Consider the following 21577-nt stretch of genomic DNA (forward strand, 5'->3'; position numbering starts at 1 on the left):
AGTTATATTGTTCACTTTTTTGATACATTTATGAAACATTCATGTGTTATCTTCATTACGTTTTTTCTTTTTATAAAACCATGTGCACTAGAAGCCCTAGAGCCCTAAACTCTAGGGCTTCTTCATTTACAATGAGTATATTTTGTCTTATTTACTATTCATTACCTTTATAAATAATTTCTAGCACTCCTTTGTGATTTCCATTTTAACATTAGAATAATTATGACCAACTCAGAGTAGTCATTGAGCACTTTTTATGGCGCTTTTTATTTCTAACTAGATTAGGACTTTGTTAAAGAACTAAATAAAATCCAATATTCTACTAATAATCACAATACAATCTGTTTGTTACTCAAGTTGTATTAAAAAGAGCAGTTATTACAACTAACTGCTCTTTTTTATTTTGGTTTCTTGCATTTCTATATAAATTTTTTAATCCTATTCGTACTATTTTTGCAACTTAAAATATCACTAATACGTAAACCTGTATTGTATAACAATTTTACTACATTGTTTGGGACAAATTTTAATTTAAACCATATATTATCTATATTTATTAAACCTTTTCTGTTTTTGGAAAAGAGATACCAAAAACTGTTTTATTCCATGGACTACTTTCAACCCATATCCTGCCCTGATTTTTTTCTACTAAGGATTTAGCAATAGCAAGCCCTAATCCACTACCTCCATTAATAGAATTTCTTGATTGGTCACCACGATACATTCGTTCAAATACATGATCTAAATCATGTTCCGCGATTCCCTGTCCTTTATCCCAAACAAGCAATTGGAATTCTTGATTTGATTCCATGAGTTCTATCCCAAGTACTTTTCCTTCTTTCCCATATATAATAGCATTTTTTATTAGGTTATCTATAATTCTTATAATACTTAGATAATCAGCCGTGATAAAACATTTTGTTTTTGGTAAACTAAGCTTTAACTCCAAATTATTCTTCTTGATTTCAGGCAAATACTCAATTAATACTTCTCTGGTAATTTCAGTTAACTCTAGAAATTCAGGATTTATTAAAACTTCATCTGCATCTAACTTTGCCATATTAAATATTTCATTGATTAATTGCTTTAAGTTGCTGGATTTTTTTGAAATAATTTCAAGATACTCTTTTTTTTCTTCTCGAGAAACAGCTATATCATCTTTTAAAGCATCAATATATCCTATAATAGATGTAAGAGGAGTTCTGATATCATGAGAAATACTTGATAAGAGCCTTTTTCTCGCATTTTGAGATTTAATGGATTCGATTTGAACTCTCTCTAACTGTTCAATTAATTCATTCACAGAAAATATCATTTTATTAAATACATTATCTTCATTTACAATTAACCTTGTTGTTAAATTCCCTTTAATTACACGTTGTAACCCCTCAATCATTATTTTCAAACGATTAACGAAGTGAAACCTTATCAGTAAGAGAAAAGTCGTAAAGAAAAATAGTACTATGTACAAAACAAGTTTATTTATTCCTAATAGCTGATTATTTAAATCTGTAAAAAAAAGTCCTATAATACATAATAATTGAAGAATATTAAGTAAGATAATTTTATCGCTATACATTTTGGTCACCTACAAACTTATATCCTATTCCCCAAACTGTTTGTATTAATTGAGGATTAGAGGGATCCACTTCTATTTTTTTTCTAAGTTTTCGAATATGGACCATGACAGTATTATCATCTTCTAAATAGTTGTCCCCCCAAACATTACGGAATAACTGAGATTTAGTAAACACTTGCTCCGGATTTGAAGCAAAAAACCTTAGTAGTTCCATCTCTTTTGCAGTCAAAGGAATCTCTTTCCCCTCTTTGAAAACAGTATATTTTTTCATATCAATTGAGATTTCTTTAAACTCTATACGTGTTTGTTCTCTATCCCCTGCCTCACTTCCTAAAACTAAAAATCTCCTCATAAGAGCTTTAACTCTAGCTACTACCTCATTTATACTAAAAGGTTTTGTAATATAATCATCTGCGCCCATACTTAAACCTAATATCTTATCAGTTTCATGATTTTTAGCAGTGAGCATTAGAATAGGAACATTCGTTTTTTCTCTTAACTTTCTGCAGACCTCAATCCCATCAATTTTTGGCATCATAAGATCTAATATAAACAGATCATATTTGTTTTTATTAAATAACGAAAGAGCGTGCTCGCCATCTATAGCAACATCAACCTTATATAATTCTCGCTCCATATATTTTTTTAATAAATCTCTAATTTCTTTTTCATCATCCGCTATAAGAATTCTAATTTCTCGCAAAATAACACCTGCTTTCATAATTTCTATTATACATGTCCAAAATTATTGCGCTTATTCTCTTTAATTTACAAGTCATCAAAATAAGAAAATTGGCATTTCTTTAAAGAAATGCCAATTCTCAAAAATTAAACTGTTTCAAACGCCAATATGTCGTTTATTATATTAGCATTCTTTTTAAGAATATCTAGCTTTGAATTTGATAACATTTCCATATGGGTTCCGTACCCTTGAATTATCCTGAAATTCTTCGTAGTAGCATTCTCCCACAGTAAATTATTTTCATCTTCTTTTTCTTTTACTGATTTTATATAACTTATATTTCCATCAATACTGCCATTTGTTGTTGTACTCTGTACATACATATAAGACTTCATAATTAATTCTATCAAATAATCACTAGCTAATTTTTCTAAATCTTTATATTTTTTCAGATTGAATTTTTCATGAAGTTCTCTCTTACACTCTTCCTCTGTATAAAGATTCTGTTCTACAATCGTACGGTATTTTGAATCAATAAGAATAAGATTTTCTACTTCAAAACCTTGTCTATTCAATTCTTTTGCCACATCGAATGCAAGAATTCCACCAGCTGAATATCCCACTAATGTGTACGGTCCTTCTGATTGAATATCTTTTATTATTTTAACATATTGTGCAATTCTATTTTCAGATTTAATAAAATTAAAACTGTAAACCGAATATGACTCAATATGCTTTGCTAGCCCCATATATGCTATTCCTATTGAAGCAGCAGGTGGGAAACAAAATAGTTTTTTATTGGTGCTTGTTGAGCTACTAAGTTGAATACAATCCTCTGTATAATCCTTTAACATTTCTTTTGCACCTTCTAAGAACGCTGAAAAACTTCGGACTGTAGGTTTATCAAATACATCTTTAAACGGTACTCTAAAGTTTAACTCTGCAACTATCCTTGAAACAAATGTCATAACGTTTAAAGAATTCGCTCCGATATCAAATAAATTAGTATTCATACCTATTTTTTTGATATTTAAAATTTCTTCCCATATGCTAACAATTTTTTCTTCTAAATCATTTCTTGGCGGTTCGTATTCTAATCCATATTGGACATTTCCATCTGGTGCTGGTAATGAATTTATATCTATTTTACCATTTGTTGTCAACGGCAATTCCTTAAGCTGTGTAAAAAATGCCGGTATCATATAATTTGGAAGTTCTTTTGATAAATATCTTCTCATCTCTGTAACAGTAATTGCTTTTTCTTTATTCTCTAAAACAACATATGCACAAAGATACTGACTATCCTCACCGTCTATTCTTGCAACAACTTTTGTTTCTTTTATATTATCTAATTTTAGAATTTGATTCTCTATTTCTCCTAATTCAATTCTATAACCACGAATTTTGACTTGATGGTCAGTTCTGCCTATAAATTCGATATTTCCACTAGGCAACCATCTTGCAAGATCCCCTGTTCGATACATCTTTGCTCCAGGTACATATGGATTTGATATAAATTTTTCTGCTGTCAATTCAGGTCTATTTAAATAACCTGTAGCAACACCATCTCCACTTATATAAAGTTCTCCTTCTATTCCTACTGGTAATATCTTTTGATTATCATCCAATATATAAATTTGAACATTATCAATTGGCTTCCCAATAGGTACCGATATGTGTTTATCGTCATTAAGGCTATATTTATAAATCATACAGCCAATTGTTGTTTCTGTTGGACCATACTCATTATAGATTTCAACATTATGATTGAAACTTTTTAAAATCTCTCTTGCTAACTCAGTCTTTAAATCTTCTCCACCCACTATTAATCGTTTTATACTTGAATTGCTGTTATCAATATCTCTTATCAACCTTAAATGGGATGGTGTCAATTTTACTATACCTACTCTATTATCCTTAAAGATTTTTCTTATAATTGGTTCATCCCCATCATTATTGTAAATAACTATTTTATTTCCAGAAATTAATGGTGTGAATAATGATGTAATTGTAAGGTCAAATGAGAAAGATGAATACAAGGCAAAATCTAAGGCCTCTCCTTTGACATATTCCTTATTCGCCCATGTTATATAATTGACTAGGCCTCGTTGCTTAAGCATAGTTCCCTTTGGCATACCTGTAGAACCCGAAGTATAAATCATATAAGCCAGATTGTTAGTATTACTTGTTACTTTTATATTTTCAGTAGAATAATGATTATACTCTTCATCTAAAAATACTATTTCTTTACTTAACCTCACTGCATCTTTACCTTTTGTAAGTATTATATTTGTTCCACTATCCTCTACTATATATTTAATTCGCTCTTCAGGATATTCAGGATCTATTGGTAAATATGCTGCTCCAGATTTTAAAATCCCCATAATTCCTATAATCATCTCTAGAGAACGTTCAAGCATGATACCTACAACTGTGTCTGGTTGAACTCCTTTATTCTGGAGTAGCCTAGCTATTTGGTTAGATTTTCCATTAAGTTCTTTATAAGTAAGTTGCTGCTTATCAAATACCACAGCTACCTTATTTGGAGTCCGTTCTACCTGTTCTTCAAATAAGCGATGAATTGTTTTTTCTTTTGGATACTCTGCCTTTGTTTCATTAAACTCATTCAAGAAATAATGCTTTTCTTCTTTTGAAAGGATTTCTAATTGATTCACATTTTTATTTTCATCTTGCACAACTTCGTCCATAATATTTTTTAGATGATTTGCTATGTTCTGGATGAGTTTTTCTGAATAGAGATTTCCATCATATGATATTTTGAGAACAAGCTGTTCACCTGGAACGACAACTATTGTAAATCCATAGTTGGTTTGTTCAATCCCTTTAATATCCTTAAACACGAAACTACTCTTACTTTCTTCTTCCTGAAGTAAACGTTCATCAAGTGCATAATTCTCAAAAATCATTACATGATCAATTAAATCCCTTTTCAAATCACTAAGAGACTGTATATCTGAAAGATTCATATAGTTGTATGCTTGGCTTTCTATTGCTTGTTGCTGTACCTCTTTTAAAATATTTTTAAAGCTCTTCTGTTCTTTTATATTAATTCTCGTTGGAATTGCATTAATGAATAATCCAACCATTTTTTCAATTCCAGCTACTTTGGCATCTCTACCAGAAACGACAGAACCAAATACAACATCGTCTGTATGATTATACTTGGCTAAAATAATCCCCCATAAAGTTTGTAGCACAGTGTTTAACGTAACATTATTTTGATTAGCCAATTCAGTCATTTTTTTCGTAAGTTCCCTTGAAAATTCAATGAGCGTCTCTTGTCCATGGTACTCTCTTGTACTATCAATTTTGAACGATGGAACTTTCGCAGGTTTTTGATATCCTGCTAAATATTGTTTCCAATATTGAATTCCCTCTTCTTTTTCCTGTTCTCCTAACCATCTAATATAATCACTATATGGTCTTGGCTCTTCTAAATTAGGATACTGTCCTACTTGTTTGTTTCCATAGATATGGAACAATTCTCCCAAAATAATACCTCTGCCCCATCCATCGAACAAGATGTGATGATTACTCCATATAATTGTATAAGCCTTATCATCAGTTTGAATAAGTTCCAGTCTAATTAAGACATCTTTACTAAAATCAAAACCTTTTTCTCGATCTTGTTCAATGTAGGTTGTTATACTTTCTTTTTGCTGATCTATTCCTTGCTGTCTAATATCTCGATATCTAAAGCCAATCTTTCGACCTTTTATAATTACATTTTTTGGTTGTTCTGTAATTTCATATTCAATTGCTGTCCGAAGGATTTCATGTCTTTTCATAATATCGTTCAAGCTTTCCTCGAATAAGTTGACATCAATAAACCCTTTGACATCAATGACAAGTTGTTCAAAGTATGCACCTGATTGTGGATCTTCTAATGCATGGAATAGCATACCCTGCTGCATATTAGCTAATGGATAAATCTTTTCTATTTCTCCCCACCTATTTTTCGCCTTTATTTCCTCTAGTTGTTCGAAGCTTAATTCTTTGTCTCCGTAGTCAAATGGTGTTTTTTCAGCCTGTTCCTTAGAAATGCAATGGTGGATTACATCAAGAAGAGCAGCCTTGAAAGCTTCCGTAAACTCCACTACGACATCCTCTGCATATACTTTTGTATTATAAGTCGTATCAATAGTGAGCTTTCCATCTAAGACAATAGCATTGATTTCTATAGGTGTTTCTCTTGTATGTTTACCTCCAATCGACTCTCCTGCCGATATCCAAGAAGAAGAAAAGATTGTATTATTGAGATCTGCATCCATTTGACCTAAGTAATTAAACAAAATAGGTGGCTGTTCAATACTCCATAAATCTGAATCTCCACTCAATTGTTTTAAAACCCCATAGCCTATTCCCTTATTCGGAATTCTTCTAAGAGACTCTTTCACTGTTTTAATAGTCATTGAAAGGTCCTTTTCATCTCCTAAATTGATGTATACAGGATATTTGGTTGTAAACCATCCAACTGTTCGGCTAATATCTACATTTTTTATAATCTGTTCTCTACCATGGCCCTCTAGATTAATCCTAATTTTATTTTCACCAGTTACTCTCCTTGTAGCTATTAAAAGAGCACTAATCAGTAAATCATTGATTTCAGTATGATATGCTTGATTTGTTTCTCTTAACAATCGGCTTGTTTCCTCTATTCCGAGAGCGGTACTAAAAGTATCACTATCCTCATATCGGAATAGTCCAACTTCCTCTTTTTTCTCTAAAAAGTTAACATTATCCTTTAATGTGTTCACCCAATATTGCTTTTCTCTAAGGATTTTTGCACTCTTAGCATACTCGTTGAGCTGAGTGGCATACTCTTTATAAGAAGTCGTTTTTGGATAAAACGCTATTGGTTCTCCTTTCATTAGCTGGCTGTATCCAAGTGCAAAATCTTCAAATAGGACTCTCCAAGAGATTCCATCCACCACAAGGTGATGAATAATAAGTAACAGATGGTCTCCAACATTCGTCTTAAACTGTGCTACATTTACAAGCGGTCCTTCTTGTATATCAATTTTCTTCTGTAATATTGTCGCAAGTTCTTGAATTTTCACATCTGGATTATCTTCTCTCGAAACGTCATAAACATAAAAACCAAATTGATTCTTTTCCACTTCTCGATTGAATTGAAGTACTTCATTATTCTCCTCTTTATAAATCATTCGTAAAGCGTCATGATGTACAAAAATTGCTTCCATAACTTCTTGTATCATTTCCTCACGGAATCCATCTTTCCTATACAACATAACTGCATGATTATAATGATTTACATCTTCTTTTCCATTCATAAAATACGCTTTTTGAATTGGAGTGAGCAACACATCTCCTGTTTCAATTTCATAAGAGCCTTCTTGTATTGTCTCAATATTGACATAGTTGCTTAAAAACTTGATTTCCGGATAGGTAAATAGATCTTTCATCTCTAACGTGATACCTTCTCGTGATAAACGTGAGATAATTTGTAAAGCTTTAATAGAATCTCCACCCGAAGCAAAAAAGTTATGGCTAATCCCAATTGACTTGACTCCTAATATATCTTCCCATACCTTCACAAGTTTTTCTTCTACCTGATTTCTTGGTTTTTCATAATCTACTCCCTTACCCACATCTGGCTCTGGTAAAGCTTTTTCGTCTACTTTTCCATTTGCCGTAAGTGGAATACGCTCCATTTGAACAAAATAAGATGGAATCATGTATTCAGGGATTTCTACTTTTAAGTACGCTCTTAATTCTTCAAATGATAGGTCCCTCTGGGATGTAATATATGCACATAGATATCTTCTTTCGTCCTGACCTTCTCGGTCAATCACGAATGCTTCTTTAATTTGTTCGTGTTTAACTAAATGACGCTTAATCTCTTCTGTTTCAATTCGATAACCTCTTATTTTCACTTGACCGTCAATCCTACCTGCAAGCTCAATTCTACCATCTGATAGTCTTCGAGCAAGATCCCCTGTCCGATACATTTTTTTATTTGGTTCAAACGGATTTTGAACAAATTTTTCTTCGGTCAAATCTGCTCTGTTTAAATATCCACTTGCTACGCCATCTCCTGATAAGCATAATTCACCATAAACACCTTCTGGGACAAGTTTCATTTGTTGATCCACTACGTAAGCCTTCATATTCTGAATTGGTCTTCCAATAACAGGGCATTCTTTGAAAGCTGCCATTGTATCATATTCAATAACTTGATATACCGAACCAATTGTCGCCTCTGTAGGTCCATAGTGATTCATTACCGCATGATTTGGGTAATGTGTATAGAATGTTTCAACATCTATTGGATTGATTTTCTCTCCACCTAACACGACTAATCTCAAAGTTTTACAGCTCTGATTATTTGAGAAACTCGGATCATTCACCAAGACGTTAAAGAGAGACGGTGTTAATTTCAAATAAGAAATCCCTTGTTCTTCTATATACTGTAATGCTTTCTGAGCATTAGTATATACTTCTTTTGTAACGAGATGCAGTTCACATCCATTTAAAAGTGATGAATATAGACTTGTATAGCCCAAGTCAAATGCATAGGAAGATACTAACATTGCCTTATCTGTTTCTTTTAGATTCGCTTCCTTTGTAAACCAAGTCATGTAGTTTACAACGTTGTTATGCTGAACACATACACCTTTAGGTGTACCAGTCGAACCTGATGTATAGATGATATATGCATTATGATTCCATTTATAATTGACTAATAAATTTGATGTATCCCTCTCTTTTATAGAATCATCTTCCATGGAGATTACTTCTGCATTAAATTGGAGAGTTTCTTTCCTTTCTCCTTTTACTATCAATAGGCTAGCATTACTGTCCTTTAAAATGACATTCGTTCTTTTATCCAGTTGTTCAGGATCTATTGGTAAGTAAGTAGCTCCTGCTTTTAATACGGCCATAATTCCAATAATCATTTCAAGAGATTCTTCCACTAACATACCTACTGTTATCCCTGGCTTTGCTCCTTTTTCTTGAAGCAACCTTGCCATTTGATTCGATCTTTCATTCAGTTCCAGATACGTAAGTTTCTGATTTTTAAATACCACGGCTACATGGTGAGGTGTTCGTTTCACCTGTTCCTCAAATAATTGTGAAATTGTTTTATCTTTCGGATAATCAGCTTTTGTATCTTTATCATCCTGCAATAGCATCTGCACTTCTTCTTCTGAAAGCAACATAATATCCTGAATGCTTTGTTCTGGCTTCTCAATAATTTCTTTAAAAACCTGGATTAAATGTTTAGCTAATCTTTCTACAGTTTCCTTCTTAAATAATTTAGTTCTGTAATTTAATACACATTTGATACTACGCTCTTCTTCAACAGCGGTAAGTGTTAAATCAAATTTAGAAACATGCGCCTTCATTTGATATGGTGAGAAAGTTAAACCTTGTATTTCAAAATCATCATAGTCAAAGTTTTGTAAGACGAGCATTGTATCAAACAAAGCACTTCTGCTCATATCTCTCTTTAAATCTAATTTTTCAACTAATTCATCAAATGGATAATCCTGATTTTCATAAGCTTTTAAAGCATTGTCTTTAACTTCTTTTAAATAATCCTGGAATGAAACGTCTCGTTTTGGATAATTTCTCATTGCAAGAGTATTAACAAAAATACCCATAATCTGTTTCAAATCATCATGAGGTCTTCCTGCGATTGGAGATCCCACTACGATTTCCTCTTGCCCCGTATATTTTGAAAGCAGTGTTGTGTATCCCGCTAACAGAAGCATGTACAGCGTCACACCATGTTCCTTCGCCATCTTCTTAAGATTAACATATATGTCACTATCGATTTCAAAATGTACAAGGTCACCTTCTGTACTTTGAATTGGCGGTCTTTTATAATCTGTTGGCATATTTAGTACTGGTACTTCTTCTTTAAATACATGCATCCAATACTCTTCTTGTTTTTTCATTTCTTCTTGAGTAAACAATTCTCTTTGCCATACAGAATAATCTTTATATTGAATGCTTAATGGAGATAATTCTTTCCCGTTGTATAACTCAGCTAATTCCTGTGTAAAGATCCCCATTGATACACCATCTGATATGATATGGTGCATATCTAATACAATTACGTGCTCATCATCTGTAACATGTATGATTTCAACCCGTAAAAGAGGAGCCTTCTCCAAATCAAACGGTTTAACAAATCCATTGATTATATCATCTAGCTTATTGGTACCCATTTCTCTATACGTCACTTGGAAATCTATGTCTTTCTCAATCTTTTGAACTGGTTCACCATCTACCATTACAAAAGAAGTTCTTAAAGCTTCATGTCTTTCGATTAATTTATGGAAAGCCTTCTCAAGTTGCTGAACATCCAAATCACCTTTTATCTTCATGGCGAACGGTATATTGTAAGATACTCCGTTACCCTCTATTTTGTTTAAAATATAAAGTCTTTTTTGTGCAGATGAAAGTGGATAATAATCTTGTTCTTCTACTTTTTTGATCGATGCATATACACTTTCTTTTGTAGAGTCAATAAATTCTCCAATCCCTTTTATAGTAGGTGTTTGGAAGATTTGTCGTAAAGGTATCTCCACCATAAGTTCCTTATGGATTTTAGAAACCATCGTAGTTGCTTTAAGAGAATGACCTCCTATTTCAAAAAAGTGCTGGTTGATACCGATTTTTTCTACTCCTAAAATTTCCTGCCAAATGGATACAAGTCTTTCTTCGACTTCATTCCTTGGTGCCTCATACTCTACTCCCACAACTGCACTTTCATCAGGTTCTGGTAAGGCCTTTCGGTCCACTTTTCCATTTGCTGTAAGTGGTAGTTTATCCAACTGAACGAAAAACGCAGGAATCATATACTCTGGAAGCTCTTGCGCCAAATCCTTCCGAATTTCTTGTAATTTGGATTCTTTCTTACGTGTTTCAGACGTAAAATAAGCACATAAATATGGTTGACCATTATTATCCTCTCTTGCGATGACAACGGCTTCTTTAATCTCTTTCTGTTTGAAAAGTTGATTCTCTACCTCACCAAGTTCAATCCTGAAACCTCGAATTTTCACTTGATGGTCAATTCTACCTAAAAATTCGATATTCCCATTAGGCAATAACCTTGCAAGATCTCCTGTCCGGTACATCCTTTCCCCTGGAATGAATGGATTTGGAACAAACTTCTCCGCTGTGAGCTCTGGTCTGTTTAAATAACCACGTGCCAAACCTTCCCCACTTACACAAAGTTCACCTGCAACTCCTAATGGCACTAAATTATTTTCCATATCAAGGATATAAACCCTGTTATTACTTATTGGTTTACCAATAAGTACCTTCTGATCTTCCTGTTTTAATTCACATATTGTAGAACAAACACTATTTTCTGTTGGACCATATTCATTAAACAATTTTACGTGAGGTATTTTCTGAAAATGTTTTGTAATTAGATTTTCATTAAAACCTTCACCTGCAATTGTCACAAATCTCAAATCTAATAAAGGCTTATCAATAGTGTTTAATAGATTATTATAATAGCTTGGAACGGCTAACAAATTAGTTACTTTATTATTTTGAATAATATTTATAAATTTACTGAAATTCATTCTTATATCTTCTATTAAAATTAATTTACCTCCAGAAAGCAAAGTAGTAAAAATATCTTCAACAGAGCTGTCAAAAGAGAAAGAAGGCATCTGTAACGTAATATCACTGTCACTATATTGATATGATTCTATTCTCCAACATAACGTATTGAGAATAGATTTATGATTCACCATTACACCCTTTGGTTTTCCAGTTGAACCTGAAGTGTATATTATATAAGCCATGTCAGCGGACTTATTTAGACTAGGCAAGTTTTCTGTAAATCTATCCTTAATCTTTTGTACATTTATATCAATACAAGTTAAATCATAATCTACTTGTTTATTTTCTTGTTTTAACAATATTTCTATACCACTGTCTTCCAACATATATCTTCTTCTATCCTCTGGATACTCAGGATCAATTGGAAGGTATGCTCCCCCGGCTTTTAATATCGCCATCATACCAACTATCATTTCAATCGAACGTTCAACCATAATACCAACCACAGTATTAGATTTCACACCTTTTTCTCTTAGCAGAGCAGCGACTTGATTAGATTTTTCGTTAAGTTCCCAATAAGTCAATTGTTTATTTTCAAACACAACTGCAATATTTTCAGGTGTCCTTTCTACCTGTTCTTGGAACAATTGATGGATCGTCTTCTCTTTTGGGTAATCTACTTTTGTATCATTAAATTCATACAATAAAGTTGTTCTTTCTTCTTCTGCAATTATGTCTATTTCATTTATTTTCTTATTCTCATCTGCAATCACTTGTTCAGTTACTTTTTTAATGTGCATTTCGATATTATCTATTATTTTGTCATCATAAATATTTCCATCATAAGTCAAAACTAAATTTAACCGCTCACCTGGAGTTGCAGCAATACTAAAACTATAATTGCTCTGCTCTTCTGCATGTATATCTTCTACCTCAAAACCTATATCCATTTTTTCATTTCCGGCAATACGTTTATCAACAGCATAGTTCTCAAACACAATTATATGATCTATAAGATCATTCTTTAATTTACTCATTGCTTGAACTTCAGCTAAATTCATATAGTTATAATTATTACTAGCTATAGCTTCACTCTGTACAACCGTTAAAACCTCTTTAAACTTCTGATTCTTTCCAAGGTTTATTCTAGTTGGAATGGCATTAATAAATAAACCAATCATCTTTTCAATTCCGTCTACTGGTGCTTCCCTTCCCGATACAATAGTTCCAAATACTACTTCGTCTGTATTATTATACTTCGCCAAAATAATACCCCAAATACTCTGGAATACTGTATTAAAGGTTACGCTATTCCTATTAGCAAGCTGTGTAATCTTATTTGTTAATTCGTTCGAAAATTCAATTACTTTTTCTCTTCTTAAATACTCACTATTATTCTTAGTAATCTGTAATTTTGGTATTTGCGCTTTCTCTTCATAACCATCTAAATATTGCTCCCAATAACTTTTACCTTCTTCTTTATCTTGCTCTTCCAGCCATTTTATATAATCGCTATAAGGTTTCGTTTCTTCTAACTCATATTCTTCACCATTTATTAATTTTCCATATACAGTGAATAACTCACCTAATACGATTCCAAGACACCAACCGTCCAATAAAATATGGTGATGACTCCATACCAATTTATATAAGTTTTCATCTGTTCTAATCAAACATACTCTCATTAAAGTATCTTTACTTAAGTTAAATCCCTTTTCTGTATCTTCTTCTCTATAATTTTTTATGAATAACTCTTTTTCTATAGTTCCTCTTTCACTTATATCGCAATATTGAACACCTATTTCTCTATCCGCTATTATTATTTGTCTAGGCTCCCCAACTATTTCATATTCAAATGATGCTCTTAGTATTTCGTATCTTTGCATGATTTTATTAAAACTTGTTTTTAATATCTCTACATCAATGTATCCTGTTATATCCATGACAGTTTGTTCAAAATATGCTTTTGAATTTTTGTTTTCCAAAGCATGGAACAGCATTCCTTTTTGCATATTTGCTAACGGGTAAATCTTTTCAATTTCGAAATCTTTATACTTTTCTTTAATATCCTTAAGTTCACTTAGAGTTAATTTAGTATCCCCATAGTCATAAGGCGTTTTTTCCACCTCTATTTGACTAACACAATGATCAATTATAGTTTCAAGACTTTCTTTAAACTTATCATTTAATTTCCTGATTGTTAGTTCATCAAACTCTAGCTCATTAAAGGTAGTATTTATAACCAATTCATTATTAATAATTATCGAATTGATTTCTATCGAATTATTTCTTGAAATCTTTCCTCCAATTGTTTCCCCATAAGAAAATTTTGATTCAGAAAATTCATTTCTGTTAACATCATTATCCATTTCACCTAAATAGTTAAATGAAATTGGTGCTTTTTGTTCATTTAATAGATACTTCTCTTTTGATAAATATTTTAGTATACCAAATCCGATTCCCTTGTTAGGAATTTTCCTTAAAGTTTCTTTTACCATTTTTATATTAGTAGCAAGATCGGTCTCATTGCCTAAATCTATAAGTACTGGATACATAGTTGTAAACCAACCTACAGTCCTACTAATATCTACATTTTCTAAGATATCTTCTCTTCCATGTCCCTCCATATTTATTTTTATACAATTTTCACTTGTTATCTCTCTAGCACCTAATAATAAGGAAGTTAACAATATATCATTTATTTCTGTATTGTATGCTCTATTGGATTTTCTTAATAAACTTATAGTCTTTTCCTTATTTAAAGAAATACTAACTGTTTTACTATTTTCGAATGTGTCACTTTTGAGCTCTTTTTTTCTAGGTATAAATGCAACCTCAGTATTTGCTATCTCTTGCCAATACTCTTTTTCCTTTAATAATTTATTGCTACTAGCATACTCCCTCAGCTTAGAGGAAAATTCTTTAAAGGATTCAGTCTTGAATCCAACGTCTAACTTCTCACCTCTTAAATCCTGAGAATATAGAGTTTCAAAATCTTCTAATATTATTCTCCATGATACTCCATCTACTACAAGATGATGAATGGTAATAAGCAGATGATCACCTTGATTCGTTTTAAATAAACAAAGATTAACGAGTTTACCATTTTTGATGGAAGATTTCTTTTGGATATTTGTCGCTAATTCATATATTTTCTCTTCCTTATTCTCTACTCCCTCAACATCATGAACGTATAAATCAAAGAGGTTATCCTTATAGCCTCTATTATACTGAATGATCTCTCCATCATTTTCTCTATAAATCATTCTCAGGGCATCATGCTGCTCTAATATCTTATTAAAGACTCTCTCTATTCTCTTTTGATCAAATCCATCTTCCCTAAACAGCATAAATGATTGATTAAAATGATCTAGTTCTTCTTTATTTTTCTCAAAATACCATTTTTGAATTGGAGATAATATTACTTCTCCTGTAACTATTTCATAAGGTTTTAACCGTTTGTTTTGCTTTTTTACATACTTACTAAGATCTTTAATTTTAGGGTTTGCAAATAGATCTTTCACTTCTAACTTAAGATTTATTCTAGACAATCTGGACACAATTTGCAGAGCCTTAATAGAATCTCCACCTGATACAAAGAAATGATGATTTATCCCTATATCCTCTATGCCTAGGATATCCCTCCAAATCTCAACAAGATGTGTTTCAATTTCATTTCTTGGTGCCTCATATTCTACCCCTGATTGACTACTTCTATCTGGTTCTGGAAGTGCTTTTCGATCCACTTTATCGTTTGATGTAAGTGGTAACTGGTCAAGTTGAACAAAATAAGAGGGAATCATGTAATCAGGAAGTTCCTTTTCTAAAAATTCTCTTATCTTGGCTGAAGATATTGCTTTTTCAGACACAATATAAGCACTTATATACGTATGATTTTTCTTATCCTCTTTTGCTACTACTACGACCTCTTTTATATCTTGATGTTTTAACAACTGGCTCTCTATTTCACCAAGTTCTATTCTATACCCGCGTATTTTTACTTGATGGTCAATTCTTCCTATGAATTCAACATTTCCATCAGGCATCCATCTTACAAGATCACCTGTACGATACATTTTTTCTCCACTGACGAAAGGATTTCCCACAAATTTCTCGGCAGTTAAGGCTGGATTATTTAAATAACCTCTTGCCAATCCAACTCCAGATATACATAACTCTCCTGTTACTCCAATTGGACAAAGCTGATTATACTTATTTACTATATAAACTTTAGTATTATACACCGGTTTTCCAATTGGAATATTATCATCATTTTTATTCATTAAGAAACTTGTAGTTACTACTGTATTTTCGGTTGGACCGTAGGCATTTACAAGTTGATAGCGAGTATTCTTATTTAAAATTAACTTTTCGCCACCGGATACTAACATTCTTAAAGAATGATTATCTTGTAATATAAATTGTTCACTTACCTTAGATGGGAATGTTGCAACTGTTATGTCTTTACTATTCATATATTCATTTAATTTATCTAGATCAAGCCTCATATCTTTGCCTAAAACGTGCAAAGTAGCTCCGGTGATTAAACAAGGGAAAATTTCTCCAATAGATGCATCAAATGAGACTTTCAAATAGTTTGTAATTCGATCTCTTTCTGTTATTTTATGAAAATCTACATACCAATTACATAAATTGACTAAGGAATGATGTTCCACTAACACCCCTTTTGGTAAACCCGTGGAACCAGACGTATAAATGACATAGGCTAAATCATTTCTATTATTACGCCTTTCCATATTAATTTGCTCTTGATTTTTTATTGTTTCATCATTAATTGAGATTTTAGTTATACATTCATTATTGATAAAATGAAGTTTATCGTATAAATGAATCTGCGTTAATACGAATTTTGCGTTACTATCTTCTACCATATATTTAATTCGCTCTTCAGGATATTCAGGGTCTATTGGTAAATACGCTGCCCCTGATTTTAATATACCCATGATACCGACAATCATATCTAAAGAACGTTCCACCATAATTCCTACAATCATTTCTGGATGAACACCCTTATCATAAAGTACTCTAGCTACTTGATTGGATTTTTCATTGAGCTCCTTATAAGTAACTTGTTGCCCCTCAAATTCTACGGCAACCTTGTTTGGAGTTCTCTCTACCTGCTCCTCAAATAATTGATAAATGGTTTTATTCTTTGGATAATCCATATAAGTTTCATTAAATTCATTCAAAAGAATGTGCTTTTCTTCTCCCGAAAGCATATCTATTTGACCTAAACAAACTTCCTGATTATTAGTAATTTCTCTTAAAATACTAACAAAGTGCTCTGATATTTTAGCTATTGTCTCTTTCTTAAACAATTTTGTACAATATTCTAAATCAAATTTTATGATGTTATTAGTTTCTACTGCTGATAATGTTAAATCAAAATTTGCTATATTAAGTTCACTATCATATGTTTCAAAACTTAACCCTTTAATCTCTTCATTAGAGGTATCTAAGTTTTGTAGCACAAACATCGTATCAAATAATGCACTTCTACTCATATCTCTTTGTAAGTCCAACTTTTCAACCAGTTCATCCAAAGGATAATCTTGATTTTCATAAGCCTTTAATGCATTTTCTTTTACTTCTCTTAAATAATTACGAAATGTTTTATCTTCATTTGGATAATTTCTCATCGCAAGGGTATTCACAAACATTCCGACAATATTTTCAAAATCATGATGGCTTCTTCCTGCAATTGGAGATCCTACCACAATATCATCTTGACCCGTATATCTTGAAAGTAAAGTTGTATATCCAGCTAACAGAAGCATATACATGGTAACCCCATTTTCTTTTGCAATTCTATTAAGGTTCTTTGTCAACTCACTATCTATTTCAAAACTTCTTCGAGCCCCTTCAACACTTTGTGTCGGCGGCCTTTTATAATCTGTTGGCATATTTAAAATAGGTACTTCTTCTTTAAAAACATTTATCCAATATTCTTCTTGCTTCTTCATTTCCTCTTGAGTAAACAAGTCTTTTTGCCATACTGCATAATCTTTATACTGTAGGTCCAATGGGGATAACTCTTTCCCTTCATACAGTTTACAGAGCTCTCTATTTAAAATGTTCATTGAAACTCCATCTGAAATGATATGGTGCATATCTAGGACCATCACGTGCTCATCATCTGTGACATGTATAATTTCAACCCTTAAAAGAGGACCTTTCTCCAAATCAAACGGTTTAACAAATCCATTAATCATATCATCTAGCTTATTGGTACCCATTTCTCTATACGTCACTTGGAAATCTATCTCTTTTTCAATCTTTTGAACTGGTTCACCATCTACCATTACGAAAGAAGTTCTTAAGGCCTCATGTCTTTCGATTAGTTTATAGAATGTATTCTCAAGCTGATGAACATCCAAATCACCTTTTATTTTCATAGCGAAAGGCATATTATAAGATACTCCGCTACCCTCTATTTTGTTTAAAATGTAGAGTCTTCTTTGGGCAGATGAGAGCGGATAATAATCCTGTTCTTCTACTTTTTTGATCGATGCATATACACTTTCTTTCGTAGAGTCAATATATTCTCCAATTCCTTTTATAGTAGGTGTTTGGAAGATTTGTCGTAAAGGTAGCTCCACCATAAGTTCCTTATGGATTCTAGAAACCATCGTAGTCGCTTTCAGTGAATGGCCTCCAATTTCAAAAAAGTTGTGTTGAATTCCTATGTTTTCTATATCTAAAATATCTTGCCAAATGGATACAAGCTTTTCTTCGACTGTATTCCTTGGTGCCTCATACTCTACTACTCCTGCAACCGAACTTTCATCAGGACTTGGTAAAGCCTTTCGATCCACTTTCCCATTTGTAGTAAGTGGTAGCTTGTCTAGCTGAACAAAAAAAGCAGGAATCATATACTCTGGTAACTCTTTTGCCAAAAACTTTCGAATTTCTTGAACCCTAATCTCGCCCTTCGATGATTCGGAAGTAAAGTACGCACATAAATATTGATGATGACTATTATCTTCTCTTGCGATAACAACAGCTTCTTTTACTTCCTTATGTTTTAGAAGTTGACTCTCTATCTCACCCAGTTCAATCCTGAAACCACGAATTTTCACTTGATGGTCAATTCTTCCTAAAAACTCAATATTTCCATCAGGTAACATTCTCACAAGGTCTCCTGTTCGATACATTCTCTCTCCTAGAATGAACGGATTTGGAACGAATCTCTGAACTGTTAATCTCTCGTTATTTAAATACCCTTTACTTAATCCGTCTCCAGAAATACATAGTTCTCCAGGCACACCAAGTGGAAGCAGGTTAGAATTTTTATCTACTACAAAAACCGAAGTATTTGCTAACGGTTTTCCTATTGGGATAACCTCAGTTACTTCATTAACAAAATAATAAGTAGCATATACCGTGCTTTCAGTTGGACCATAAACATGAATAATTTTATCTTTGCCCAATTTCTCAAGGGCTTTGTTCACATGTGAAACTGAAACTCTTTCACCACCGAATAATATTTTTCTTATTTTATCTAAACAATCTATTTCTAAATCTACAAGCGCATTAAATAAAGCTGTGGTAATAAACATAATACTTATCTGTTCTTCCTTTATTAACTTAGCTAGTTTAACAAGACTTAATACAGTGTCCTTCTCAACCATTATTAACTTTGCACCATTTAGAAGCGCACCATAAATATCAAATATAGACCCATCAAAAGCATAATTCGAAAGTTGTAGTATCGTATCATTCTCATTAATTTCAATATAATTTGTATTCTTAACTACTCTAATTGCACTATAATGCGGAATAACTACTCCTTTTGGTGTTCCTGTTGATCCTGAAGTATAAATGATATAAGCTGTATCACTTGAATGATTTATCAAATTCAAATTATCTGTACTTAGCCTTAAAAAATTCTCTTGATCTAAATTAATTAACTCCACATTCAAATTAAGTTGACTTATACATCTATCTTGAGTCAATAAAACTTTTACATTACTATCTTGTAACATGTAGTCAATTCTCTCTTTAGGAGTCTCAGGATCAATTGGTAAATACGCCGCTCCGGATTTTAAAATCCCCATAATTCCTATAATCATTTCTAAAGAACGGTCCACCATGATTCCTACAATTGTGTTTGATTGAACACCTTTTTCTCGCAGTAGTCTAGCTATTTGATTTGATTTTTCATTTAATTCCCTATAAGTTAGGTTATTACTTTTAAAGCTAACTGCCACACGGTCAGGTGTCTTCTCAACCTGTTCCTCAAACAATTGATGTATCAACCTATCTTTAGGATATTCAACGGTTGTTTCATTAAATTTATAAAGAAGGATGTTTCTTTCCTCTTCTGAAATTAAATCTATATCGATCAATTTCTTAGCATCATTTTCGATAACTTGCTTCGTTACATTTTGAATATGACACTCTAAATTGTTGATTAGTCTTTCTTCATATACATTTTCATCATATACAATTGTTAGTTTCAATTTCTCTCCTATTCCTACAGTAAGGCTTAGGCTATAATTACTTCTCTCTTCGTCGGTTACAGATACAACTTCGAACCCTAATCCACTTTCCTTTTCTTCCAATCCTTTTTCATCAATAGCATAATTTTCAAATACTAATATATGATCAATAAGATTACTTTTTAAGTTGCTAAGAGCTTGAACTTCGGCTAAATTAATATAATTATAATCATTACCCTCTATTGCATCATGTTGAGTTGCTTTTAAAACCTCTTTAAATGATTTTTCACTTTGAAACTTTATTCTAGTTGGTATTGTATTTATAAATAAACCTAACATATTCTCTATACCTTCTACAGCTGCATCTCTGCCTGAGACAACTGTTCCAAAAACAACATCCTCACTATTGTTATACTTCGCTAGAATAAGCCCCCAAATACTCTGCATCACTGTATTTAAGGTGACGTTATTTTTATTTGCCAGTTGTGTAATCTTATCAGTTAACTCTTTTGAAAACTCTATCACTTTTTCTCTTCTCTGATACTTTCCAGCACTAGAGTTATTAAATTTAGGGAGGGTAGCAGTTGACTCATACCCCTCCAGATACTTACTCCAATACTTCAATCCTTCTTCATTATCCTGATTATTTAGCCAATTTATATAATCACTATAGGGTCTAGGATCTTCTAATTGATGCTCTTCACCTTTCATTTTATGTGAATAGATAGTAAATAACTCATCTAATATAATCCCAATACACCAACCATCAAGTAATATATGATGAAAGCTCCAAATTACTTTATATGAGTTATCATTTGTTTTGATCAAACAAATTCTCATAAGGGTTTCTTTTGTTAGGTCAAAGCCCTTCACCTTATCATCTACTATATATTTTTCCACATATAAATCTTTAGTGTTTAAATCTAAATTACTTACATCATTGTAGCTAAACTTAATTTTTCTATCCCTTAATATTACATGTAATGGCTCGTCCAATTTATAATTAAATGATGCTCTTAACACTTCGTGCCGTTTCATAATCTCGTTGAAACTTTCCTCAAAAATAGTTTCATCTACATAACCTTTTATATCTAATATAATTTGTTCAAAATATGCATCTGAATTTTTATCTTCAATAGCATGAAACAGTATCCCCTTTTGCATATTTGACAATGGATAGATTTTCTCAACTTTATTAACTTTCATAAATTTATCCCCCTAAATAGTTTCCGTCGGAAAAGGCACAAAAATTATAAATATGATTTGTACAATTAAGTAGTC

The 21577-nt window shown here is 32.1% G+C and carries 3 protein-coding genes; all 3 read right to left on the reverse strand.

Features of this window, described 5'->3' with window-relative positions; all coding sequences use genetic code 11:
• Positions 1-556: 556 nt before the first annotated feature.
• Entirely contained in the window at positions 557-1579 is a 1023-nt protein-coding gene (locus AXW78_RS16580; protein WP_000286658.1) for a sensor histidine kinase, read from the reverse strand.
• Positions 1572-2282, reverse strand: coding sequence for a response regulator transcription factor (locus AXW78_RS16585; protein WP_001206989.1), 711 nt, complete (start codon positions 2280-2282; stop codon positions 1572-1574). The genes AXW78_RS16580 and AXW78_RS16585 overlap by 8 nt, the downstream gene beginning before the upstream one ends.
• Positions 2283-2407: 125 nt before the next feature.
• Positions 2408-21502 (reverse strand): non-ribosomal peptide synthetase, encoded by a 19095-nt coding sequence (locus AXW78_RS16590; RefSeq protein ID WP_061884453.1) that lies wholly within the window; start codon positions 21500-21502, stop codon positions 2408-2410.
• Positions 21503-21577: the final 75 nt, after the last annotated feature.

It is taken from the genome of Bacillus thuringiensis (assembly GCF_001595725.1).
Classification (GTDB): domain Bacteria; phylum Bacillota; class Bacilli; order Bacillales; family Bacillaceae_G; genus Bacillus_A; species Bacillus_A thuringiensis_K.